Source organism: Pseudomonas sp. NFX1 (assembly GCF_051123555.1).
Classification (GTDB): Bacteria; Pseudomonadota; Gammaproteobacteria; order Pseudomonadales; family Pseudomonadaceae; genus Aquipseudomonas; species Aquipseudomonas capeferrum.
Window position 1 is genome coordinate 102,633 of sequence record NZ_CP169366.1, and the last position, 17,005, is coordinate 119,637.

General features: G+C 63.1%; 17 protein-coding genes. 11 read left to right on the forward strand and 6 right to left on the reverse strand.

Going from position 1 to position 17,005, the window contains the following annotated elements; all coding sequences use genetic code 11:
* Nucleotides 1-8: 8 nt before the first annotated feature.
* Together DJ563_RS00505 and moaA are read right to left on the reverse strand one after the other, a co-directional pair.
* The gene (locus tag DJ563_RS00505; protein ID WP_033699784.1) at nucleotides 9-908 is read right to left on the reverse strand and encodes a bestrophin family protein; all 900 of its coding nucleotides are present in this window, start codon (nucleotides 906-908) and stop codon (nucleotides 9-11) included.
* A gap of 20 nt (nucleotides 909-928) precedes the next feature.
* Nucleotides 929-1,933: a GTP 3',8-cyclase MoaA gene (moaA, locus tag DJ563_RS00510; protein WP_274100114.1), complete on the reverse strand. Its 1,005-nt coding sequence runs from the start codon at nucleotides 1,931-1,933 to the stop codon at nucleotides 929-931.
* 219 nt (nucleotides 1,934-2,152) lie between these two features.
* Here moaA and DJ563_RS00515 point away from each other — a divergent pair, with 219 nt between their 5' ends.
* Nucleotides 2,153-4,483 carry an FdhF/YdeP family oxidoreductase gene (locus tag DJ563_RS00515; protein ID WP_274100115.1) on the forward strand — a complete coding sequence of 777 codons (2,331 nt, stop codon included), beginning with the start codon at nucleotides 2,153-2,155 and terminating at the stop codon, nucleotides 4,481-4,483.
* A gap of 31 nt (nucleotides 4,484-4,514) precedes the next feature.
* Here DJ563_RS00515 and DJ563_RS00520 read toward each other — a convergent pair whose 3' ends face one another.
* Nucleotides 4,515-4,976, reverse strand: a complete 462-nt coding sequence (locus DJ563_RS00520; protein WP_033699780.1) for an Lrp/AsnC family transcriptional regulator — start codon at nucleotides 4,974-4,976, stop codon at nucleotides 4,515-4,517.
* A 128-nt stretch (nucleotides 4,977-5,104) separates the two neighbouring features.
* Here DJ563_RS00520 and DJ563_RS00525 point away from each other — a divergent pair, with 128 nt between their 5' ends.
* Nucleotides 5,105-6,289, forward strand: coding sequence for a trans-sulfuration enzyme family protein (locus DJ563_RS00525; RefSeq protein ID WP_033699778.1), 1,185 nt, complete (start codon nucleotides 5,105-5,107; stop codon nucleotides 6,287-6,289).
* Nucleotides 6,290-6,358: 69 nt separating this feature from the next.
* Here the strand turns inward: DJ563_RS00525 and DJ563_RS00530 are convergent, their stop codons facing one another.
* Nucleotides 6,359-6,595: a YdcH family protein gene (locus tag DJ563_RS00530; RefSeq protein ID WP_274100556.1), complete on the reverse strand. Its 237-nt coding sequence runs from the start codon at nucleotides 6,593-6,595 to the stop codon at nucleotides 6,359-6,361.
* 118 nt (nucleotides 6,596-6,713) lie between these two features.
* On the opposite strand from DJ563_RS00530, the gene DJ563_RS00535 reads away from it, so the two are divergent.
* The 5 genes from DJ563_RS00535 to DJ563_RS00555 all read left to right on the forward strand — a co-directional run bounded on the left by DJ563_RS00535 (nucleotide 6,714) and on the right by DJ563_RS00555 (nucleotide 11,425).
* A complete protein-coding gene (locus DJ563_RS00535) occupies nucleotides 6,714-7,079 on the forward strand; it encodes a 5-carboxymethyl-2-hydroxymuconate Delta-isomerase (RefSeq protein ID WP_274100555.1) in 366 nt (121 codons plus the stop codon).
* Nucleotides 7,080-7,243: 164 nt separating this feature from the next.
* Nucleotides 7,244-8,881 carry a phosphoethanolamine transferase gene (locus DJ563_RS00540; protein ID WP_274100554.1) on the forward strand — a complete coding sequence of 546 codons (1,638 nt, stop codon included), beginning with the start codon at nucleotides 7,244-7,246 and terminating at the stop codon, nucleotides 8,879-8,881.
* Nucleotides 8,882-8,989: 108 nt separating this feature from the next.
* Nucleotides 8,990-10,123, forward strand: coding sequence for a ribonuclease D (gene rnd / locus DJ563_RS00545; protein WP_274100553.1), 1,134 nt, complete (start codon nucleotides 8,990-8,992; stop codon nucleotides 10,121-10,123).
* The gene (locus tag DJ563_RS00550) at nucleotides 10,120-10,413 is read left to right on the forward strand and encodes a YcgL domain-containing protein (RefSeq protein WP_033699773.1); all 294 of its coding nucleotides are present in this window, start codon (nucleotides 10,120-10,122) and stop codon (nucleotides 10,411-10,413) included. Before rnd ends, DJ563_RS00550 begins: the two co-directional genes overlap by 4 nt.
* A 79-nt stretch (nucleotides 10,414-10,492) precedes the next feature.
* Nucleotides 10,493-11,425: a D-2-hydroxyacid dehydrogenase gene (locus DJ563_RS00555; protein ID WP_033699772.1), complete on the forward strand. Its 933-nt coding sequence runs from the start codon at nucleotides 10,493-10,495 to the stop codon at nucleotides 11,423-11,425.
* A gap of 125 nt (nucleotides 11,426-11,550) precedes the next feature.
* Here DJ563_RS00555 and DJ563_RS00560 read toward each other — a convergent pair whose 3' ends face one another.
* A complete protein-coding gene (locus DJ563_RS00560; RefSeq protein WP_033699771.1) occupies nucleotides 11,551-12,144 on the reverse strand; it encodes a nitroreductase family protein in 594 nt (197 codons plus the stop codon).
* 144 nt (nucleotides 12,145-12,288) lie between these two features.
* On the opposite strand from DJ563_RS00560, the gene DJ563_RS00565 reads away from it, so the two are divergent.
* Together DJ563_RS00565 and DJ563_RS00570 are read left to right on the forward strand one after the other, a co-directional pair.
* Nucleotides 12,289-12,738 (forward strand): YcgN family cysteine cluster protein, encoded by a 450-nt coding sequence (locus DJ563_RS00565; RefSeq protein ID WP_033700206.1) that lies wholly within the window; start codon nucleotides 12,289-12,291, stop codon nucleotides 12,736-12,738.
* 41 nt (nucleotides 12,739-12,779) lie between these two features.
* Nucleotides 12,780-13,994, forward strand: a complete 1,215-nt coding sequence (locus tag DJ563_RS00570) for a hypothetical protein (RefSeq protein WP_434518645.1) — start codon at nucleotides 12,780-12,782, stop codon at nucleotides 13,992-13,994.
* Between the two features lie 50 nt (nucleotides 13,995-14,044).
* On the opposite strand, the gene DJ563_RS00575 is transcribed toward DJ563_RS00570, so the two are convergent.
* Nucleotides 14,045-14,386 (reverse strand): DUF2892 domain-containing protein, encoded by a 342-nt coding sequence (locus tag DJ563_RS00575; RefSeq protein WP_033699769.1) that lies wholly within the window; start codon nucleotides 14,384-14,386, stop codon nucleotides 14,045-14,047.
* Nucleotides 14,387-14,726: 340 nt separating this feature from the next.
* Between DJ563_RS00575 and DJ563_RS00580 the strand changes: the two genes are divergently transcribed.
* Nucleotides 14,727-15,455, forward strand: coding sequence for a GntR family transcriptional regulator (locus DJ563_RS00580; protein WP_186658443.1), 729 nt, complete (start codon nucleotides 14,727-14,729; stop codon nucleotides 15,453-15,455).
* Between the two features lie 61 nt (nucleotides 15,456-15,516).
* Nucleotides 15,517-16,836, forward strand: a complete 1,320-nt coding sequence (locus DJ563_RS00585) for an NAD(P)/FAD-dependent oxidoreductase (RefSeq protein WP_434518646.1) — start codon at nucleotides 15,517-15,519, stop codon at nucleotides 16,834-16,836.
* Nucleotides 16,837-17,005: the final 169 nt, after the last annotated feature.

The following is a 17,005-nucleotide window of genomic DNA, read 5'->3' on the forward strand; positions in this document are numbered from 1 at the left end:
GAAAACCCTCAGCTCAATACATACCCCACCGGCTCCAAAGCCGGTGGCAGTGGCGTTACCCCCAACCCCGCCAGTACATCGCGCTCCACGGTACGCACCAGCGCATCGGTGGGCAGGTCGTTTTCATCCCGCCCGAACGGGTCTTCCAGCTCATTGCCAATCGCATCCAGCCCGAAAAACGTATACCCGACGATGGTGGTGAACAAGGGCGCCAGCCAGCCCAGCGGTTCGGCCAGGGCGAACGGCAGCAGCAGGCAGAAGATGTAGATGGTGCGATGCAGCAACAGGGTGTAGGGGAACGGCAGCGGCGTGCCCTTGATGCGTTCGCAGGTGGCCTGTACCTCCGACAGGCCCACCAGGCGCTGTTCCAGCACGCTGTAGCGCCAATCGCTGATCTGTTGTTGCTCGGCCAGCCGCGAACAGTGCCCGCCAATCTCGCTCAGGATGCTGTTGCACACGTTATGTGGGCTGATTGCAGCCGGGCTGGCCAGCCAAGGTCGGGCAGCGGCCAGGTCATCCTCGTTGCGCAGCCGGGCATTGAGCGCATGGGCAAAGCCGCACAGGTTGCGCAGCAGCTCGGCACGCAGCGCCGGGTCGGCGATCACCACACTCTCGCGCACGAATGAACGGGTCTCGATGATCAGCTTGCCCCAGGCCTTGCGGCCCTCCCACCAGCGGTCGTAGCAGGCGTTGTTGCGAAAACTCATGAAAATCGACAGCGACAGGCCGAGCAAGGTGAACGGCGTGGCGCTGACCGGGTAGAAGAACGCCGGGAAATGCCGCTCGACCAGCACGATCAGCGCCGCCAGCACGGTGACCATCAGGCAGCGCAGGGCAATGCGCTTTACGATCGAACCCTTGAGGGTGAACAGCACGCGCAGCACATCGGGGCGGGGGTGGACGATCATGGAAATCCAGAGGCGGCCAATCAGCCGCCGGTCATGTTCATGAAGCGCAGAATCTGCACCTCACCGCCCACTTCGAAGTGATGGCGGTAGGGCTTGAGGTGCAGCGAGTCGCGGATGGCTTTTTCCAGCCGCGCGGCATCGCCAGGGTGGGCACGCAGGACCTGTTTCAGGTCCACCGAATGCTCGTTGCCCAGGCACAGCAGCAGGCGGCCTTCGACGGTCAGGCGCACGCGGTTGCAGGTGGCGCAGAAGTTGTGGCTGTGCGGCGAAATGAAGCCCACCCGGGTGTGTGCCGCTTCGGCCAGGCGCCAGTAACGGGCCGGGCCTTGGGACGACTCGGTGGACTCGATCAGGGTGAACTGCTCGGCCAGGCGGTCACGCACCTGGTCGCTGGAGTAGAACGACTCACCGCGCTGGTGTTCGCTGATTTCACCCAGGGGCATTTCTTCGATGAAGGTGATGTCCAGCTCACGGTCGATGGCAAAGCGCACCAGGTCGACCAGCTCGTCATCGTTGCGGCCTTTGAGCACCACGCAGTTGAGTTTGGTCTTTTCAAAGCCTGCCTTGCGTGCGGCGTCGATGCCGGCGATGACCTGGTTGAGGTCGCCGGTGCGCGTCAGCTGCTTGAAGCGCCCGGTGTCCAGGCTGTCGAGGCTGATGTTCAGGCGCGATACGCCGGCGTCGAACAGCGGCTGGGCCAGGCGCCCGAGCTGCGAGCCGTTGCTGGTCAGGCACAGTTCGCGCAGGCCGGGCAGGGCGGCGATGCGCCCACACAGCTCGACGATGCCCTGGCGTACCAGCGGCTCGCCCCCGGTCAGGCGGATTTTGCGGGTGCCCAGGGCGACGAAGCGCTCGGCCACCTGGAACAGTTCTTCGAGGCTGAGGATCTGCTGGCGTGGCAGAAACTGCATGTCTTCGGCCATGCAGTAGACGCAGCGGAAGTCGCAGCGGTCGGTGACCGACATACGCAGGTAGTCGATTTTCCGGTTGAAGCCGTCGATCAGGGCCCGGCTGTTCTGTTCCACGATTGTGCTCGAATGGGTTGGACTCATCTCCAAGCTATAACCTGGGTGCACCCCCGTCAAATTGCTTTCCCCGACCGAATGATCAATATGCTCTATCACGGCTGCTGGGCCAGCCCCCCATGATCGAAACGGCTTATCACGCCGTAAGATCTTTCGATTGGACGCCCCCACCCCACGCTCAATAGTCTGGAAAAAACACCGAGCGTGAGGATTCACCGCATGAGCCAGGACGAACACATCAGGGACTACAAAGGCGCCGCCGCCGGCTGGGGTGCGCTCAAGAGCGTGACCAAAAGCTGGCTGGGCAGCGAAAACGCCTTCAAGAACCTGCGGGCCATGCTCAAGACCAACCAGAACGGCGGCTTTGACTGCCCAGGCTGCGCCTGGGGCGAGTCGCCGGAAAACGACATGGTCAAGTTCTGCGAGAACGGCGCCAAGGCGGTCAACTGGGAGGCTACCGGCCGCTCGGTAGACCCGGCATTCTTCGCCAAATACAGCGTCAGCGCGCTGGCCGAGCAGACCGACTACTGGCTCGAATTCCAAGGCCGGCTGACCCACCCGATGCGCTACGACGCGGCCACCGACCACTACGTCGAAACCTCCTGGGAAGACGCCTTCGCCCTGGTCGCCCAGCACCTGCAGGCACTGGACTCGCCCGATCAGGCCGAGTTCTACACTTCGGGGCGGGCCAGCAATGAAGCGGCATTTCTGTACCAGCTGTTCGTCCGCGCCTACGGCACCAACAACTTCCCCGACTGCTCGAACATGTGCCACGAGGCCAGCGGGGTGGGCATGTCGGAAACCCTCGGCGTGGGCAAGGGCACGGTGGTGTTCCATGACCTGGAGCTGGCCGACGCCATCTTCGTCATCGGCCAGAACCCCGGCACCAACCACCCGCGCATGCTCGAACCGCTGCGCGAGGCGGTCAAGCGGGGCGCCCAGGTGGTCTGCTTCAACCCGCTGAAAGAGCGTGGCCTGGAGCGTTTTCAGCACCCGCAGCACCCATTCGAGATGCTCAGCAACGGCTCCGAGCCGACCAACACCGCTTACTTCCGCCCGGCCCTGGGCGGCGACATGGCGGCCATGCGCGGTATCGCCAAGTACCTGCTGCAGTGGGAGCGCGAGGCCCAGGCCAAGGGTGAGCCGGCCGTGTTCGACCATGCCTTCATCGCCGAGCACACCAGTGGCGTCGATGCCTACCTGGCGGCGGTGGATGCCACCGCCTGGGCGCATATCGTCGAGCAGTCGGGGCTGACCCAGGCCGAGATCGAGTTGGCCGCGCGCATGTACCGCAAGGCCGAACGGGTCATCATGTGCTGGGCCATGGGCATCACCCAGCACCGCCATTCGGTGGCCACCGTGCAGGAAATCGTCAACCTGCAGCTGCTGCGCGGCAACGTGGGCAAACCGGGTGCCGGCCTGTCGCCGGTGCGTGGCCATAGCAACGTGCAGGGCGACCGCACCATGGGCATCGACGAGAAGCCCAAGGCCGGCTTGCTCGACGCCCTGGAAAAACGCTTCCAGTTCCGTGTGCCACGTGCCCACGGGCATAACGCGGTGCTGGCGATCAAAGCCATGGAAGAAGGGCAGGCCAAGGTCTTCATCGCCCTGGGCGGCAACTTCGCCCAGGCCACGCCGGACACCCCGCGTACCCATGCGGCCCTGCGCAATTGCGCACTGACCGTGCAGATTTCCACCAAGCTCAACCGCTCGCACCTGGTCACCGGCCGCGATGCGCTGATTCTGCCGTGCCTGGGCCGTACCGAAATCGACCTGCAGGCCAGCGGGCCGCAGGGCGTTACCGTGGAGGACACCTTCAGCATGGTGCACATCTCCCACGGCCAGCTGCGCCCACGTTCGCCGCACCTGCGTTCGGAGCCGGCGATCGTTGCCGGCATGGCCCAGGCAACCTTGGGCAAGAAGCCGATCGACTGGGAATACGCCATTGCCGACTACGGCCGCATCCGCAGCATGATCGCTGATGTGATCCCGGGTTTTGCCGATTTCAACGAGCGCCTGCAGCACCCGGGTGGGTTCCACCTGGGCAACAATGCGGCGGATCGCAACTGGCGCACCGCGACCGGCAAGGCGCGTTTCAGTGCCAGCCAGTTGCCGGAGCAACTGGTCAATGCCCAGGTGCTGGCCCGTGGCGACAAACCGGACCTGATCCTGCAGACCTTGCGTTCGCACGACCAGTACAACACCACGCTGTATGGCCTGGACGACCGCTACCGCGGGGTGTTCGGCCTGCGCGAGGTGGTCTTCGTCAACGAGGCCGACATTCGCCGCCTGGGCTTTGAGCCCGGCGAGCATGTTGACCTGGTGTCGCTGTGGGAGGATGGGCGCGAGCGGCGGGTGTCGGGGTTCCGCCTGGTGGCGTATGACGTGCCCGAGGGGCAGGCGGCGGCCTATTACCCGGAGACCAATCCGTTGGTGCCGCTGGAGAGTTATGGCGAGGGGACGTATACGCCGACGTCGAAGTTTGTGGCCATCAAGCTAGAGAAGGCCAAGGCCGGGAACCGCATCGAGGCGGTGTTGGCGGCGGATTGAGCGGTGGCGTGGAAGGGCCTCCAGCATCGCCTCAGGGGCGGTGCACGGGGTACGCCGTGGTGTACTTCATCTGCTCCATGGCAAAACTCGAGGTGATGTTGGAAAGCCCATCCGTGCGGGTGATCAGCTTCTTGTAGAACCGGTCATAGGCGGCGATATCACCCACCACCACCCGCAGCATGTAGTCCCAGTCCCCGGACATGCGGTAGAACTCCATCACCTCTTCGAAACTGGTCACGGTGGCGGCGAATTGCTCCAGCCAGGCGCTGTCGTGGCGCTGGGTCTTGAGCTGGACGAACACGGTCAGGCCCAGCCCCAGGCGCGTGGGGTCGAGCAGGGCGACACGGCCGACGATGTAGCCGTCTTCTTCCAGGCGCTTGACCCGCTTCCAGCAGGGGGTGGTCGACAGGTTGACCGCCTCGGCCAGGTCTTTGAGGGAAACTGACGCGTCGCGTTGGAGCAGGGTGAGGATGTGCTGGTCGAAACTGTCCATATCGATAGAAGGCTGGCTGTAGAAAATTCTTCTCCAGATTACCCCAGAATGCAGGAAATTAATCCCCCTTGCTGCGCGCCCTTGCCGAGCGCGGCGGTTGTGCGATAGTTGCAGGCTCTATTCAGTCAATGGACCGGATCATGTCCGACAAGCCGCGTAATTTCGCCACCCGCACCATCCACGCCGGCGAACAGCATAGCGTTGCCGACAACGCGATCTTCCCGCCCATCTATACCGCCAGTTCCTACATCAAGCGCAGCCTCGACGATAACCCCGAGTATGCCTACAGCCGTGTCGGCAACCCGACCCGGCATGCCTACGAGAGCTGTGTGGCGGCGCTGGAAGAAGGCGTTGGCGCGGTGGCTTGTGCCTCTGGCGTGAACGCCACCGCGACGGTGCTCGAACTGTTGCCCAAGGATGCCCACGTGGTGGTGATGAACGGTGTCTATGGCGGCACCTTCCGTATCCTGGAGGACTACCGCAGCCATACGTCGGGGCTGACCACCACCTACGTCGACCTCAACGACCTGCAGGCCGTGGCTGCGGCGATACGCCCCCAAACCCAGCTGATCTGGATCGAATCACCGACCAACCCGCTGCTGCACCTGGTCGATATCAAGGCGGTCTGCGACCTGGCGCGTGCGCGCGGTATCCTCACCTGCATCGACAACACCTTCTGCTCGCCCTGGAACCAGCGGCCGATCACCCTGGGCGTGGACCTGGTGATGCACTCGGCAAGCAAATACATCGGCGGCCACTCCGACCTCACCGGCGGTGTGGTGGTAGCGGCCAATGACGCACTGCTGGCGCGTTTGCGCAAGATCAGCATGGCGGTCGGGGCCATCCAGGGGCCGTTCGACTGCTACCTGGCGCTGCGCGGCCTGAAGACCCTGGATGTGCGCATGGAGCGCCAGTGCGCCAATGCCCTGCAGGTGGCGCGTTTTCTCGAAAGCCACCCGCAGATCGAACAGGTCTACTACCCGGGGCTTGAAAGCCACCCGCAGCATGACCTGTGCAAGCGCCAGATGCGCGCTGGCGGGGCCGTGGTGGCAATGAAGGTCAAGGGCGGCGACCGGGCCGCGCTCAATCGCCTGGTAGAGGCCTTGCAGATCTTTGTGCTGGCCGACTCGCTGGGCGGGGTGGAGAGCATGATCAACCACTCCTGGAGCATGTCGCACAACTCGCTGAGCCCGGAGCAGAAAGGCGAGATGGGGATCGGTGAGAACCTGCTGCGGTTGTCGGTGGGGATCGAAGACTACCGGGACTTGATCGAGGACCTGGACTGCGCGCTGCGGGCGTCGGCAGCGGTGTGAGAGTTGCCGGCCTGTTCGCGGGTTTGCCTGCGAACAGGCCGGCGCTTTCAAATTCAGGTTGTTGGGATATCAGGCTTTGTGCTGATCAACGATGCCTTTGATCCTGTCCTTGATCGCCAGCCGCTCCTTGCGCAAACGCGTGACGGTGTCATCGGTGCTGGCGTTGCTTTCGGCGGCCAGCACTTCCTTGTCCTTGGCGTTGTACTCCTTGTGCAGTTTGTGCAGGTCGTGGTTCTCGTCAATGCGCGCCTGGAAGTCGTCGGCAGTGATGTTCAGGTCAGCGAGCAGATCGTGCGGAACGGGCATTTCTTCACCTCTCTTGGGGGTTGGCGAATGGTCCTGACTTTTGAGGATAGTCGCCTTTGCGCCGGTGGGGGACTGGGGTAGGCTGTCGCATCCCTCCCGTGAGCCGGAACCCTGCGCCATGCCTCATCTGAACCTGGAATACAGCGACAACCTGCGCGAGCTGAACGTCGACGTGCTGCTGCTGCGCTTGAACCACGCCCTGGTCGGCAGTGGCCAGTTTGCCGAAGAGCTGGACATCAAGAGCCGCGCCCAAGCGTTCAAGCACTACCGGGTGGGCACTGCGCCGGCCGAACGGGCCTTCGCCCATGTGCGCCTGGCGATCCTCAGCGGGCGCTCGCCGGAGGTGAAAAAACAACTGTCCGCCAGCCTGCTCGAGGTGCTGCGCGAAACCATTACGGCCCAGGGCGGGCTGGACATTCAGCTGTGCGTTGAAGTGCTTGATATCGACCGTGAGCCGTACGCCAAGCTTCGCCTGCCTGGCTGAATGGCGGCTGAATGAACTTCATTTAATGTGATAAAGATGCCCACTCACTGTTTTGTTGGCGTCTTTTTCACGAAATATTGATGGTGCCCTTTCTAGAGTTCAGCCAACTTTCCCGGTGCCGCACAGGCCCACGGGCTGATAATCACTCTTGATTGCGAACCCTGATGCTCAACTTCAAATCGCTGCGGACTGAATGGGTCACGTTGTTGGCCAGCCTGTACTTGCTGATCGGCTTCAATGTCTTTCTCTGGCAGCACCTTGAGCAGGTGGTTCCGCCAGGGCTGCCGGGGCTTTGGCTGAGCCTGGCGTTTGCCGTGCTGATGCTGTTCGCATTCAATTTGATCTTGACCTTGTTTGCCTTTCGGTATGTGTTGAAACCGGTGCTGATCCTCTTGTTCATGAGTGGCGCAGGTGTCGCTTATTTCATGAATCAATACGGTGTACTTATTGATGCCGGTATGTTCCGTAATATCGCCGAAACCAATGTCACGGAAGTCCGCGACTTGCTCTCGCTGAAGTTTGCCTTGTCTATCCTGGGGTTGGGTGTTTTGCCTTCGGTGCTTTTGTGGAAGGCGCCGATCGCCTACCGCGCCTGGCACCGTGAACTGCTGGGCAAGCTGGTGGTAAGCGGCGCCTGCGTGGTGGCCTTGGGGTCGGTGGCGTTGGTCAACTATCAGGGGTTGTCTTCGCTGTTTCGCAATCACCACGAACTGCGCCTGATGCTGACGCCCAGTAATATCGTGGGTGCCTCCATAGGTTATGTCAGTGAACGTGTGGGCACGGCCGCCCGGCCATTCCAGCCTTACGGTGAAGATGCCCGGCGCGATGCAGCCTGGCAGCACCACGCCCGCAAGTCGTTGACCGTGCTGGTGGTGGGTGAGAGCGCGCGTGCAGAAAACTTTGGTGTGCTCGGCTATGCCCGCGACACCACGCCAAACCTTGCCAAGGAGCAGGGCCTGCTGGCGTTTTCCGATGTGCATTCGTGCGGTACCGAGACGGCAGTGTCGGTGCCGTGCATGTTCTCGGGCATGGGCCGCAAGGAGTACGACGCGCGCGTCGCCAAGAACCGTGAAGGGCTGCTCGACATCCTCCAGCGCGCAGGCCTGGCCGTGCAGTGGCGCGACAACCAGTCGGGCTGCAAGGGTACCTGTGATCGGGTGCAGTTCATCGATGTCAGCAACCTCACCGACCCGGCCCTGTGTGCCAATGGCGAATGCCATGACGAGATTCTGTTGCAGGGTTTGGCCGAGCTGCTCGACAACCTCGACAAGGACACCGTGCTGGTGCTGCACCAGATGGGCAGCCATGGCCCCGAGTACTTCAAGCGTTACCCGGCGCAAACCGAGCGGTTCACCCCGGTGTGCCACAGCAATGCCCTGAACCAGTGCAGCCAGCAGGAGATCGTCAACGGCTACGACAACACCCTGGCCTACACCGACAAGGTGCTGGCCATGTTGATCGATACCCTGCGCAGCAAGCAGGACAAGGTCGATACCGCCATGATCTACCTGTCCGACCACGGCGAATCGCTGGGCGAATACAACCTGTTCCTGCATGGCACCCCCTACATGCTGGCGCCTGAGCAACAGAAGCACGTGCCGTTGCTGACCTGGTTTTCGGACAGCTACCGCGAAGATTTCGGCCTGGACACCGACTGTCTGGCCAAGCTCAGCGACGCGCCGCTGTCCCAGGACAACCTGTTCCACTCGATGCTTGGCCTGTTGCAGGTGCGCACCGAGGTCTACCAGCAGTCGCTGGACATGTTCGCCAGCTGCCGGCCTTGGCTGGCAGCCAAGCGGTGATTGCCAATGGCCTGCATACCACCGTTTATCTATTCCAGGGATGGCGCAGGTTTCACCCGCAGTGCCCGCGCCGTATATACTGCGCGCCAATGTTAGTGGGAGAGCCTCGTGGCCATCGAAATACACTGGATCCGTGACGACCAGACCCTGGCCGAACTCTGCCGAAGCTGGCGCGAACTGCCCTTCGTAGCGCTCGACACCGAATTCATGCGGGTAGACACCTTCTACCCCAAGGCGGGGCTTATCCAGATTGGCGATGGCCAACGCGCCTTTCTGATCGACCCGCTGCTGATCAAGAATTGGCAGCCCCTGGCCGAGTTGCTGGAAGACAGCGGCGTGGTCAAGGTGCTGCACGCCTGCAGCGAAGACCTCGAAGTGTTGCTGCGCCTGACCGGCAAGCTGCCACAGCCGCTGTTCGACACGCAGTTGGCCGCCGGCTACCTGAACCTGGGCTTCTCCATGGGTTATTCGCGCCTGGTCCAGGAAGTGCTGGGGCTCGAGCTGCCCAAGGGTGAAACCCGCTCCGACTGGTTGCAGCGCCCGCTTTCCGAAACCCAGATCAGCTACGCCGCCGAGGATGCCGTGCACCTGGCCGAGCTGTTCACCGCCCTGCGCCCGCGCCTGTCCGACGACAAGTACGCCTGGGTGCTGGAGGACGGCGCCGAGCTGGTTGCCCAACTGCGCCGCGAGGTCGAACCCGAGAGCTTGTACCGCGACGTCAAGCTGGCCTGGAAGCTTGCGCCCCAGCAGTTGGCGGTGTTGCGCGAGCTGTGTGCCTGGCGCGAGCGCGAGGCACGCCACCGCGACGTGCCGCGCAATCGCATCCTCAAGGAGCACTCGCTGTGGCCGATGGCCAAATCCCAGCCGTCCAACCTGTCGGCGCTGGCCAAGATCGACGAGATGCACCCGCGTACCATCCGTCAGGACGGTGAATTCCTCGTTCAGCTGATCAAGCGGGCTGCCAGCCTGCCTGCCGAGCAGTGGCCGCAGGTCCTGCCCGAGCCCTTGCCGATCGAGGCTGCCGGTATCCTCAAGCAGCTGCGCGCGATCGGCCAGGCCGAAGGCGAGCGCCTGGGCATAGCCCCCGAGCTGATGCTGCGCAAGAAAACCCTGGAAGCCCTGCTCAAGAGCGGCTACCCCAACGGCCCCTATCAACTGCCCGATTCGCTGCGCGGCTGGCGCCGTGAGCGTATGGGCCAGGCCCTGCTGGACAACCTGGCAGGTGCCGGAGAAACCCGATGAAACGTATCTGCTCGATCTACAAGAGCCCCCGCAAGAACGAAATGTACCTGTATGTGCTCAAGGCCGAAGGCCTGGAGCGCGTGCCCGAGGCCCTGCTGCCGTTCTTCGGCGCCCCCGTGCATGCCTTCGACCTGGTGCTGACCCCCGAGCGCAAGCTGGCCCGCGAGGACATCGCCAAGGTGCTGGAAAACCTCGACAACCAGGGCTATCACCTGCAGATGCCGCCGGTCGAAGACGAGTACATCGAGCACCTGCCCGAAGAGCTGCTGCGCCGTAACGATCCGGTCTGACCCAGGCCAGGTTCCCCTCTTTCGCCAAGTGGCCCGCGCGTCGGGCCGCTTTGGTTGTCTGCCAAGGTTGTTTTCACGAATGCGCGTTCTGATTGCCGAACAGGATCATGCCCATTACGCCCAGTTGTTGGGCCAGGCGGCCCCTGACCTGGAAATCCTGACCAGCAGCGACTCTGCCGAACTGGCGCTGCAGGCGTCGCAGTGCCCAGTGTGGCTGGGTCAGCCTGACTTGCTAGCGAGCCTGCTGCGCCAGGGCCACAAGCCGGCCTGGATGCAGTCGACCTGGGCGGGCATTACTCCGCTGCTGGCCGACGGCTTGCCACGGGATTATCGCTTGACGCGTGCGGTGGGCATTTTTGGTCAGGTGATGGCGGAATACATGCTCACCTACATGCTTGGCCATGAACGCGAAGTGCTGCCGCGCCTGCTGAGCCAGGTGGAGCGGCGCTGGGACGACCGCCCGGGCGGGACGCTGGAGGGGCGCCAGGTGTTGATCGTCGGCACCGGCGATATCGGCCAGCGGGTAGCCGAGTTTCTCCAGCCGTTTGGGGTAACCCTGTACGGTATTGCCAGCAGCGCCCGTGAGCAGGCGCCGTTCGCCGAAGTGGCCGCGCTGGCGGACCTGCCGAGCAGGGTCGAGCGGGCCGATTACGTGATCAACCTGCTGCCGGACACGCCGGCGACCCATGATCTGTACGATGCGGCGCTGTTCCAGCGTTTCAAGCCCAGTGCGTTGTTCATCAATGCCGGGCGCGGGGTGGCGGTGGTCGATGGCGACCTGGTCGAAGCACTGAAGCAAGGCCACCTGGCGGGCGCGGTAATCGATGTGTGCCGCCAGGAGCCGCTGCCCCAGCGTCACCCGTTCTGGACCGCCTTGGGGTTGCTGCTGACCGGGCACAGCTCGGCGCCCACCTCGCCGGCGGCGATGGTGCGGCTGTTTGTCGAGAATGTGCGGGCATATGAGGCGGAGCAGGGCTTGCGCGGGGAAGTGGATTTCACCCGGGGTTACTGATGTGCAGTGGTTGTACTGGCCTCTTCGCGGGGCAAGCCCGCAGGTACTGAGCAGTTCTGCAACTTGCTCAGTGCCTGTGGGAGCGGGCTTGCCCCGCGAAGAGGCCAGTACAGCCAATAAAGCGCTTACAGGCTGAAATCACCCTCAGCCGCCAGCTCGCTCAGCGGCCGGCGTGGGCTTGGCACCTCACGCGCCTGCAGTGCCTCGGCCAGGGTCGCCTTGTCGCCCAGCTTGCCGATCGCGATCATGGCATGCAGCTCGTAACCTTCAGGCACTTTGAGTTCGGTACGCGCCAGTGCCTTGTCGAAACCGGCCATGCCGTGGGTGTGCCAGCCGCTGATGCTGGCCTGCAGGGCCAGGTGCCCCCAGGCGGAACCGGTATCGAAGGTGTGCCACAGGGCCGGGCTCTCTTCCGCGGCGCCAGGCGCTGCGAAGGTGGTCTTGGAAATGATCAGCACCAACGCCGAAGCCTGTTGCGCCCAGCTGCGGTTGAAGGGCACCAGCAGGTTCAGGTAGCGCTCCCAGTTCGGCGTATCGCGACGGGCATAGAGGAAGCGCCAAGGCTGCGAGTTGTACGCCGACGGCGCCCAGCGCGCGGCTTCGAGGAAGCTCAGCAGGGTTTCTTCGCTGATCGGCTCGGCAGTGAAGGCGCGCGGCGACCAGCGGTTGATGAACTGCTCGTTGATCGCGTAATCGGCAATACGGGGTGTGGCGCTCATGGCTGCTCCTGCACGAGGATGGGAAAACCGCACGCTACTGCGTCCCGTCGTCACTGACAAGCGGTCTGGCTTTGCCGAAGGCCAGGCTCTAGACTGGCGCCGCCGCGCGCCGCCCATTGAAGATGAATGCAGGAAACCCGTGTGATGATCGCTGACAGCGCGCCGTTCTGGCGGCGCAAGACCCTCGAACAACTCAACCCGCAAGAGTGGGAATCGCTCTGCGACGGTTGCGGTTTGTGCTGCCTGCAAAAGCTCGAGGACGAGGACGACAACAGCATCTATTACACGCGCATCGCCTGCAAACTGCTGGACCTGAACACCTGCCAGTGCAGCGATTACCCCAACCGTTTTGCCCAGGTGCCCGACTGCATCCAGCTCACTCCGGGCAAGGCCGACCAGTTCAAGTGGCTGCCAAGCACCTGCGGTTACCGCCTGGTCAGCGAAGGCAAGGATTTGCCGGACTGGCACCATCTGATCTGCGGCGATCGCCAACAGGTCCACGAACAGCGCATTTCCCAGTCAGGGCGTATGCTCAGTGAGCACGATGTCGACGAGGACGATTGGGAAGACCATCTGATTTTTCGCGCCAGCTGACCGGCGCGCCCCGTCGCCTCTGGGAAACAAGGAGTTTCTGTATGCGTTGCCCGCTGTTGCTGCTGTTAAGCCTGGTGGCCTGTTCGCCGGCCTGGGCGAAGAAAGTCGACCTGGACTATCACGTGCGTCTGTTGCCCGCCAATGGCCAGGCCGAAGTGCGCCTGACCCTGGCTGAGGGCAGCAGTGTGCGCAGCCTGGACTTCGACCTGGGCAAGGGCGGCACCTACAGCGGTTTCCAGGCCGACGGCCAATGGCAGGTGGCGGACCAGGGCGCGCGCGGTGTGTGGCACCCGGCGCCGGGCAAGACCAGCCTCAGCTACCGCGTGCAGCTGGACCAGCAACTGCGCAGCGGCGCCTATTCGTCGCGTATCACGCCCCATTGGGCGTTGTTCCTCGGTGACCAGTTGGTGCCGCCTGCGCACCTCGACCAGCAGGACGGTACCGAGCTGGTGGCGCGCCTGTGGTTCGACCTGCCCGAAGGCTGGAAAAGCATCGAAACTTCCTGGCCACGTGTCGGCAAGGACAAGTTTCGCATCGACAACGTTTCACGCCTGTTCGACCGCCCCACCGGCTGGATGCTAGCCGGTGACCTGGGCAGCCGCCGTGCGCGCCTGGGCGAAACCGAAGTCACCGTTGCCGCGCCGGTCGGGCAGGGCATGCGGCGCATGGACAGCCTGACCTTGCTGACGTTCGTCTGGCCGCAGTTGCAGGCGGTGTTCCCCCGTAACCCGCCGAAGTTGCTGCTGGTCGGTGCCCGTGACGGCATGTGGCGTGGCGCGATGGCGGCGCAGGGGTCGCTGTATCTGCACAGTGCCCGGGCGATGATCAGCGAGAATGGCAGCAGCCCGTTGTTGCGCGAACTGGTGCAACTTTTTGCACAGATCCAGGGGCGTGATGGCAATGACTGGCTTGTCGAGAGCCTGACCGACTACTACGCCAGCGAGTTGCTACGCAGGGCGGGAGGGGTGAGCGATGACCGCTACCAGGCCTGGCAGGCGCGCTTGAGCAAGCAAGGTGCCAAGGTCAGGCAGCTCAAGGGCGAACAGGCCAGCCCGGCTCAGGTTGCCCGGGGGGTGATGCTGTTGCAGGCACTGGACAAGGAGATTCGCATCCACACCCAGGCCAAGCGTTCGCTGGATGATGTGGCGCGGGCACTGATGCGTTTGCCGAGCGTAAGCACCGAAGAGTTCGTGCAGATCAGCGAGAGCGTGCTGGGGCGCCGGTCCGAGGTGTTGCAGAGCAAGGCGTTGCGCTAAAGACCTCTGTGGCCTGTGCCCGCGAACCGGCTGGCACAGGCCAAGTAACATCAAAGGCCGGTCAACGGATCCTTCCCTGTCACCGTCACCCCGCGCGTAGCTGCCTTGGCGCTCGCCTTCAATGCCTGCAACTGTTCCGCACTGCGTTCGATGTCCGAGCGCAACCGGTTGTATTCCTGACGGTGCCGTTGCCACCAGGCCTTGGTCGAGCAGTGCCCGCTGACCCCACGCGCCACCGCCAGGCCGCCCACTACCATCTGCAGCAGGCCGACCAGGCCGCCATGGCGCAGCCCCTTGCTGAACATCAGCGCCCCGCCGGCCAGCGAGCCGACCCTTTCCAGGCCTTGGACATTGTGCTCCGGCGACGCCGCAGCGGTATGGATATCGAGCATGGCAAGCCCTCCGTGTGAAGTGTAAGTAGCTGACCGCAGGCTGCTTGCAGCCGTTCATTCGTGTTGCTCAACGGCACGCGGGATGAGTGGCTGCAAAGTGGAAGGGGAGAGGTCGCAAAAAAGCCGCGATGTGTCCGGTCTGGATAACATTTTGTCCGGTTTGGAAATGCAGCGCCAACGGTGTTTAATCTCACCCCAGGTAACCCCTCAAGCCCTTTGAATCAGCGGCTTTGAGAGATTCAACCGCTCATCGAAAATGCTGTAGACACATTGTCTAACAGTGCCCTATAGTCGTTATACAAATAGTAGACACAGCGCCATGACAACAAAGAAGGCCGCCATGAAAGCCACAGTTCAAGCCATCAGTGCGCCCGCAGGCGCTGAAGCGCCGCAGGACCGCAAGGCCGTCCTCGCCGAAGCGCTGCGCCGCCGGATCCTCAGCATGGAACTGGCCCCAGGGGCTGTGGTGGACGAGCTGGCGCTGTGTGACGAGTTCGGCCTGTCGCGCCCACCGGTGCGTGAACTGCTGCGCCAGATTGCCGCTGAAGGCTATATCGAGCTGGAAGCCAACCGTGCGCCACGGGTTGCCGCGATGAACCATGATTCGCTGCACAGCTTCTTCGTCGCCGCGCCGCTCATCTATATCGCCACCACCCAGTTGGCAGCCACCAACGCCAGCGCAGCGGAAATCGAGGCGCTCAAGGCTATCCAGGTGCTGTTTCGCCAGGCCATCGAAGCGCGTGATGTGGAAAACCGGGTGGTCTACAACGATGCCTTCCACCTGGAAATCGGCAAGATGGCGCACAACGACTACCTGATGCCGAGCCTGCGCCGCCTGCTTATCGACCATGCCCGCCTGGGCAAGATTTTCTATCGCCACCCGACCACCGATGACATGCAGCAGGACCTTGAAGTCGCCTGCGATCAGCATGACCAGATGATCCACGCCATCGAACACCGCGACCCCGCACGCGCCGGGCAACTGGTGCGTGAGCACTTCGAGCTGTCGCGCCGGCGCATGGCCGAATACGCAGCGCCGCAAGGGCTGGATGTACCCATTCAGCTATGAGTTTCCCAGGTCTCGCCGCTGGCGCTGACCGCTCGTCAACAACAAGATCCAGGTTAGTGACATGACAAGAATAAGTTCGTTACCTGCCGATGATGCCACCTGTGGTTGGTATCACCTGAGCAAGCCCCGTACGCCCCGGCCGGCCCACAGCGGCCACAGCCAGGCGCGCTGGGTGGTGGTCGGCGCTGGTTTCACCGGCCTGGCTGCTGCACGCCAGCTGGCAACGAACTTTCCGGACGACGAAATCGTGTTGGTCGAGGCGCAGGAAGTCGGTTTCGGCACCTCCGGGCGCAACGCCGGTTTTGCCATCGACTTGCCCCATGACATTGGTGCCGAGGATTACATCGGCGACATCGATATCGCCAAGACGGTGCTCAAGCTCAACCTGGGCGGGCAGTCCTATCTCAAAGGGCTGATCGAACGCTACGACATCGAGTGCCAGTTCCGCCACTGCGGCAAATACCAGGCGGCCGTCGAAGATCGCGGCATCGCGGTGCTGGATGCCTATCGCCGTGGCCTGGACAAACTGGGCCAGCCGTATGAAGTGATTGAAGGTCGCGACATGCCGGAGCATATCGGCACCGACTTCTACCGCAAGGGGCTGTTTACCCCCGGCACTGCGTTGCTGCAGCCCTCGGCGCTGGTCAAAGGCCTGGCCGACAGCCTGCCGAGCAACGTCTCGTTGTACGAAAACACCCCGATTACCGACGTCGAATATGGTGCGAAGGTGGTGCTGCGTCATGCCAACGGCTCGATCACGGCCGACAAGCTGGTGCTCACCACCAACGCCTTCGGCATGAGTTTCGGCTTTCTCAAGGGCCGCATGCTGCCCGTCTTCACCTACGGCAGCATCACCCGCCCGTTGACCGATGAGGAACAGGCACGCCTGGGGGGCAAGCCCTACTGGGGCGTGATCCCGGCCGACCCGTTCGGCACCACGATGCGGCGCACCGTCGACAACCGCCTGCTGATCCGCAACAGTTTCAGCTACAACCCGGACGGGCGCAGCAACCGCAAGTACCTGGAACGCTTTGTCCAGCGCCACCGCGAGTCATTTGCCCGGCGCTTCCCGATGCTGCCCGAGGTGAACTTCGAATATACCTGGGGCGGTGCCCTGGCGTTGTCGCGCAATCACATGGGGTTCTTCGGCCAGTTGGCGCCCAATGTAGTAGGCGCCCTGTGCTGCAATGGCTTGGGCGTTACCCGTGGCACCGTCACCGGCGCATTGCTGGCCGACTGGCTGGCCGGCGACAAAAACGAACTTATCGAGTTTCTGCTCAAGGCCCCCGGGCCTTGCGCAAATCCACCGCAGCCCTTGGTATCCCTGGGCTTGAACGCAAACTTGATGTGGGGGCAACTGCGCGCTGGCAAAGAAAGCTGATCCTTATCTGAGTTAGGCCATTGAACATTTAACGCCGGGTGTGAGTTAGCCGGCACGGGCGCGCTTTGCCCGAATTTGATGATCGAGATGCGCTGTCCGGTCACCCGGGGCTGAACCGTGTTTCAGTTTCGCGGCCGCGCTCGCCTTGAATATGTGCATGCAGATGAAG

Excerpts from the sequence above, each read along its gene's own strand:
- DJ563_RS00505 (WP_033699784.1), bottom strand. The coding sequence starts at position 908 with ATGATCGTCCACCCCCGCCCCGATGTGCTGCGCGTGCTGTTCACCCTC.
- DJ563_RS00515 (WP_274100115.1), top strand. The coding sequence starts at position 2,153 with ATGAGCCAGGACGAACACATCAGGGACTACAAAGGCGCCGCCGCCGGC.
- DJ563_RS00520 (WP_033699780.1), bottom strand. The coding sequence starts at position 4,976 with ATGGACAGTTTCGACCAGCACATCCTCACCCTGCTCCAACGCGACGCG.
- DJ563_RS00525 (WP_033699778.1), top strand. The coding sequence starts at position 5,105 with ATGGACCGGATCATGTCCGACAAGCCGCGTAATTTCGCCACCCGCACC.
- DJ563_RS00530 (WP_274100556.1), bottom strand. The coding sequence starts at position 6,595 with ATGCCCGTTCCGCACGATCTGCTCGCTGACCTGAACATCACTGCCGAC.
- DJ563_RS00535 (WP_274100555.1), top strand. The coding sequence starts at position 6,714 with ATGCCTCATCTGAACCTGGAATACAGCGACAACCTGCGCGAGCTGAAC.
- DJ563_RS00540 (WP_274100554.1), top strand. The coding sequence starts at position 7,244 with ATGCTCAACTTCAAATCGCTGCGGACTGAATGGGTCACGTTGTTGGCC.
- DJ563_RS00550 (WP_033699773.1), top strand. The coding sequence starts at position 10,120 with ATGAAACGTATCTGCTCGATCTACAAGAGCCCCCGCAAGAACGAAATG.
- DJ563_RS00555 (WP_033699772.1), top strand. The coding sequence starts at position 10,493 with ATGCGCGTTCTGATTGCCGAACAGGATCATGCCCATTACGCCCAGTTG.
- DJ563_RS00560 (WP_033699771.1), bottom strand. The coding sequence starts at position 12,144 with ATGAGCGCCACACCCCGTATTGCCGATTACGCGATCAACGAGCAGTTC.
- DJ563_RS00565 (WP_033700206.1), top strand. The coding sequence starts at position 12,289 with ATGATCGCTGACAGCGCGCCGTTCTGGCGGCGCAAGACCCTCGAACAA.
- DJ563_RS00570 (WP_434518645.1), top strand. The coding sequence starts at position 12,780 with ATGCGTTGCCCGCTGTTGCTGCTGTTAAGCCTGGTGGCCTGTTCGCCG.
- DJ563_RS00575 (WP_033699769.1), bottom strand. The coding sequence starts at position 14,386 with ATGCTCGATATCCATACCGCTGCGGCGTCGCCGGAGCACAATGTCCAA.
- DJ563_RS00580 (WP_186658443.1), top strand. The coding sequence starts at position 14,727 with ATGAAAGCCACAGTTCAAGCCATCAGTGCGCCCGCAGGCGCTGAAGCG.
- DJ563_RS00585 (WP_434518646.1), top strand. The coding sequence starts at position 15,517 with ATGACAAGAATAAGTTCGTTACCTGCCGATGATGCCACCTGTGGTTGG.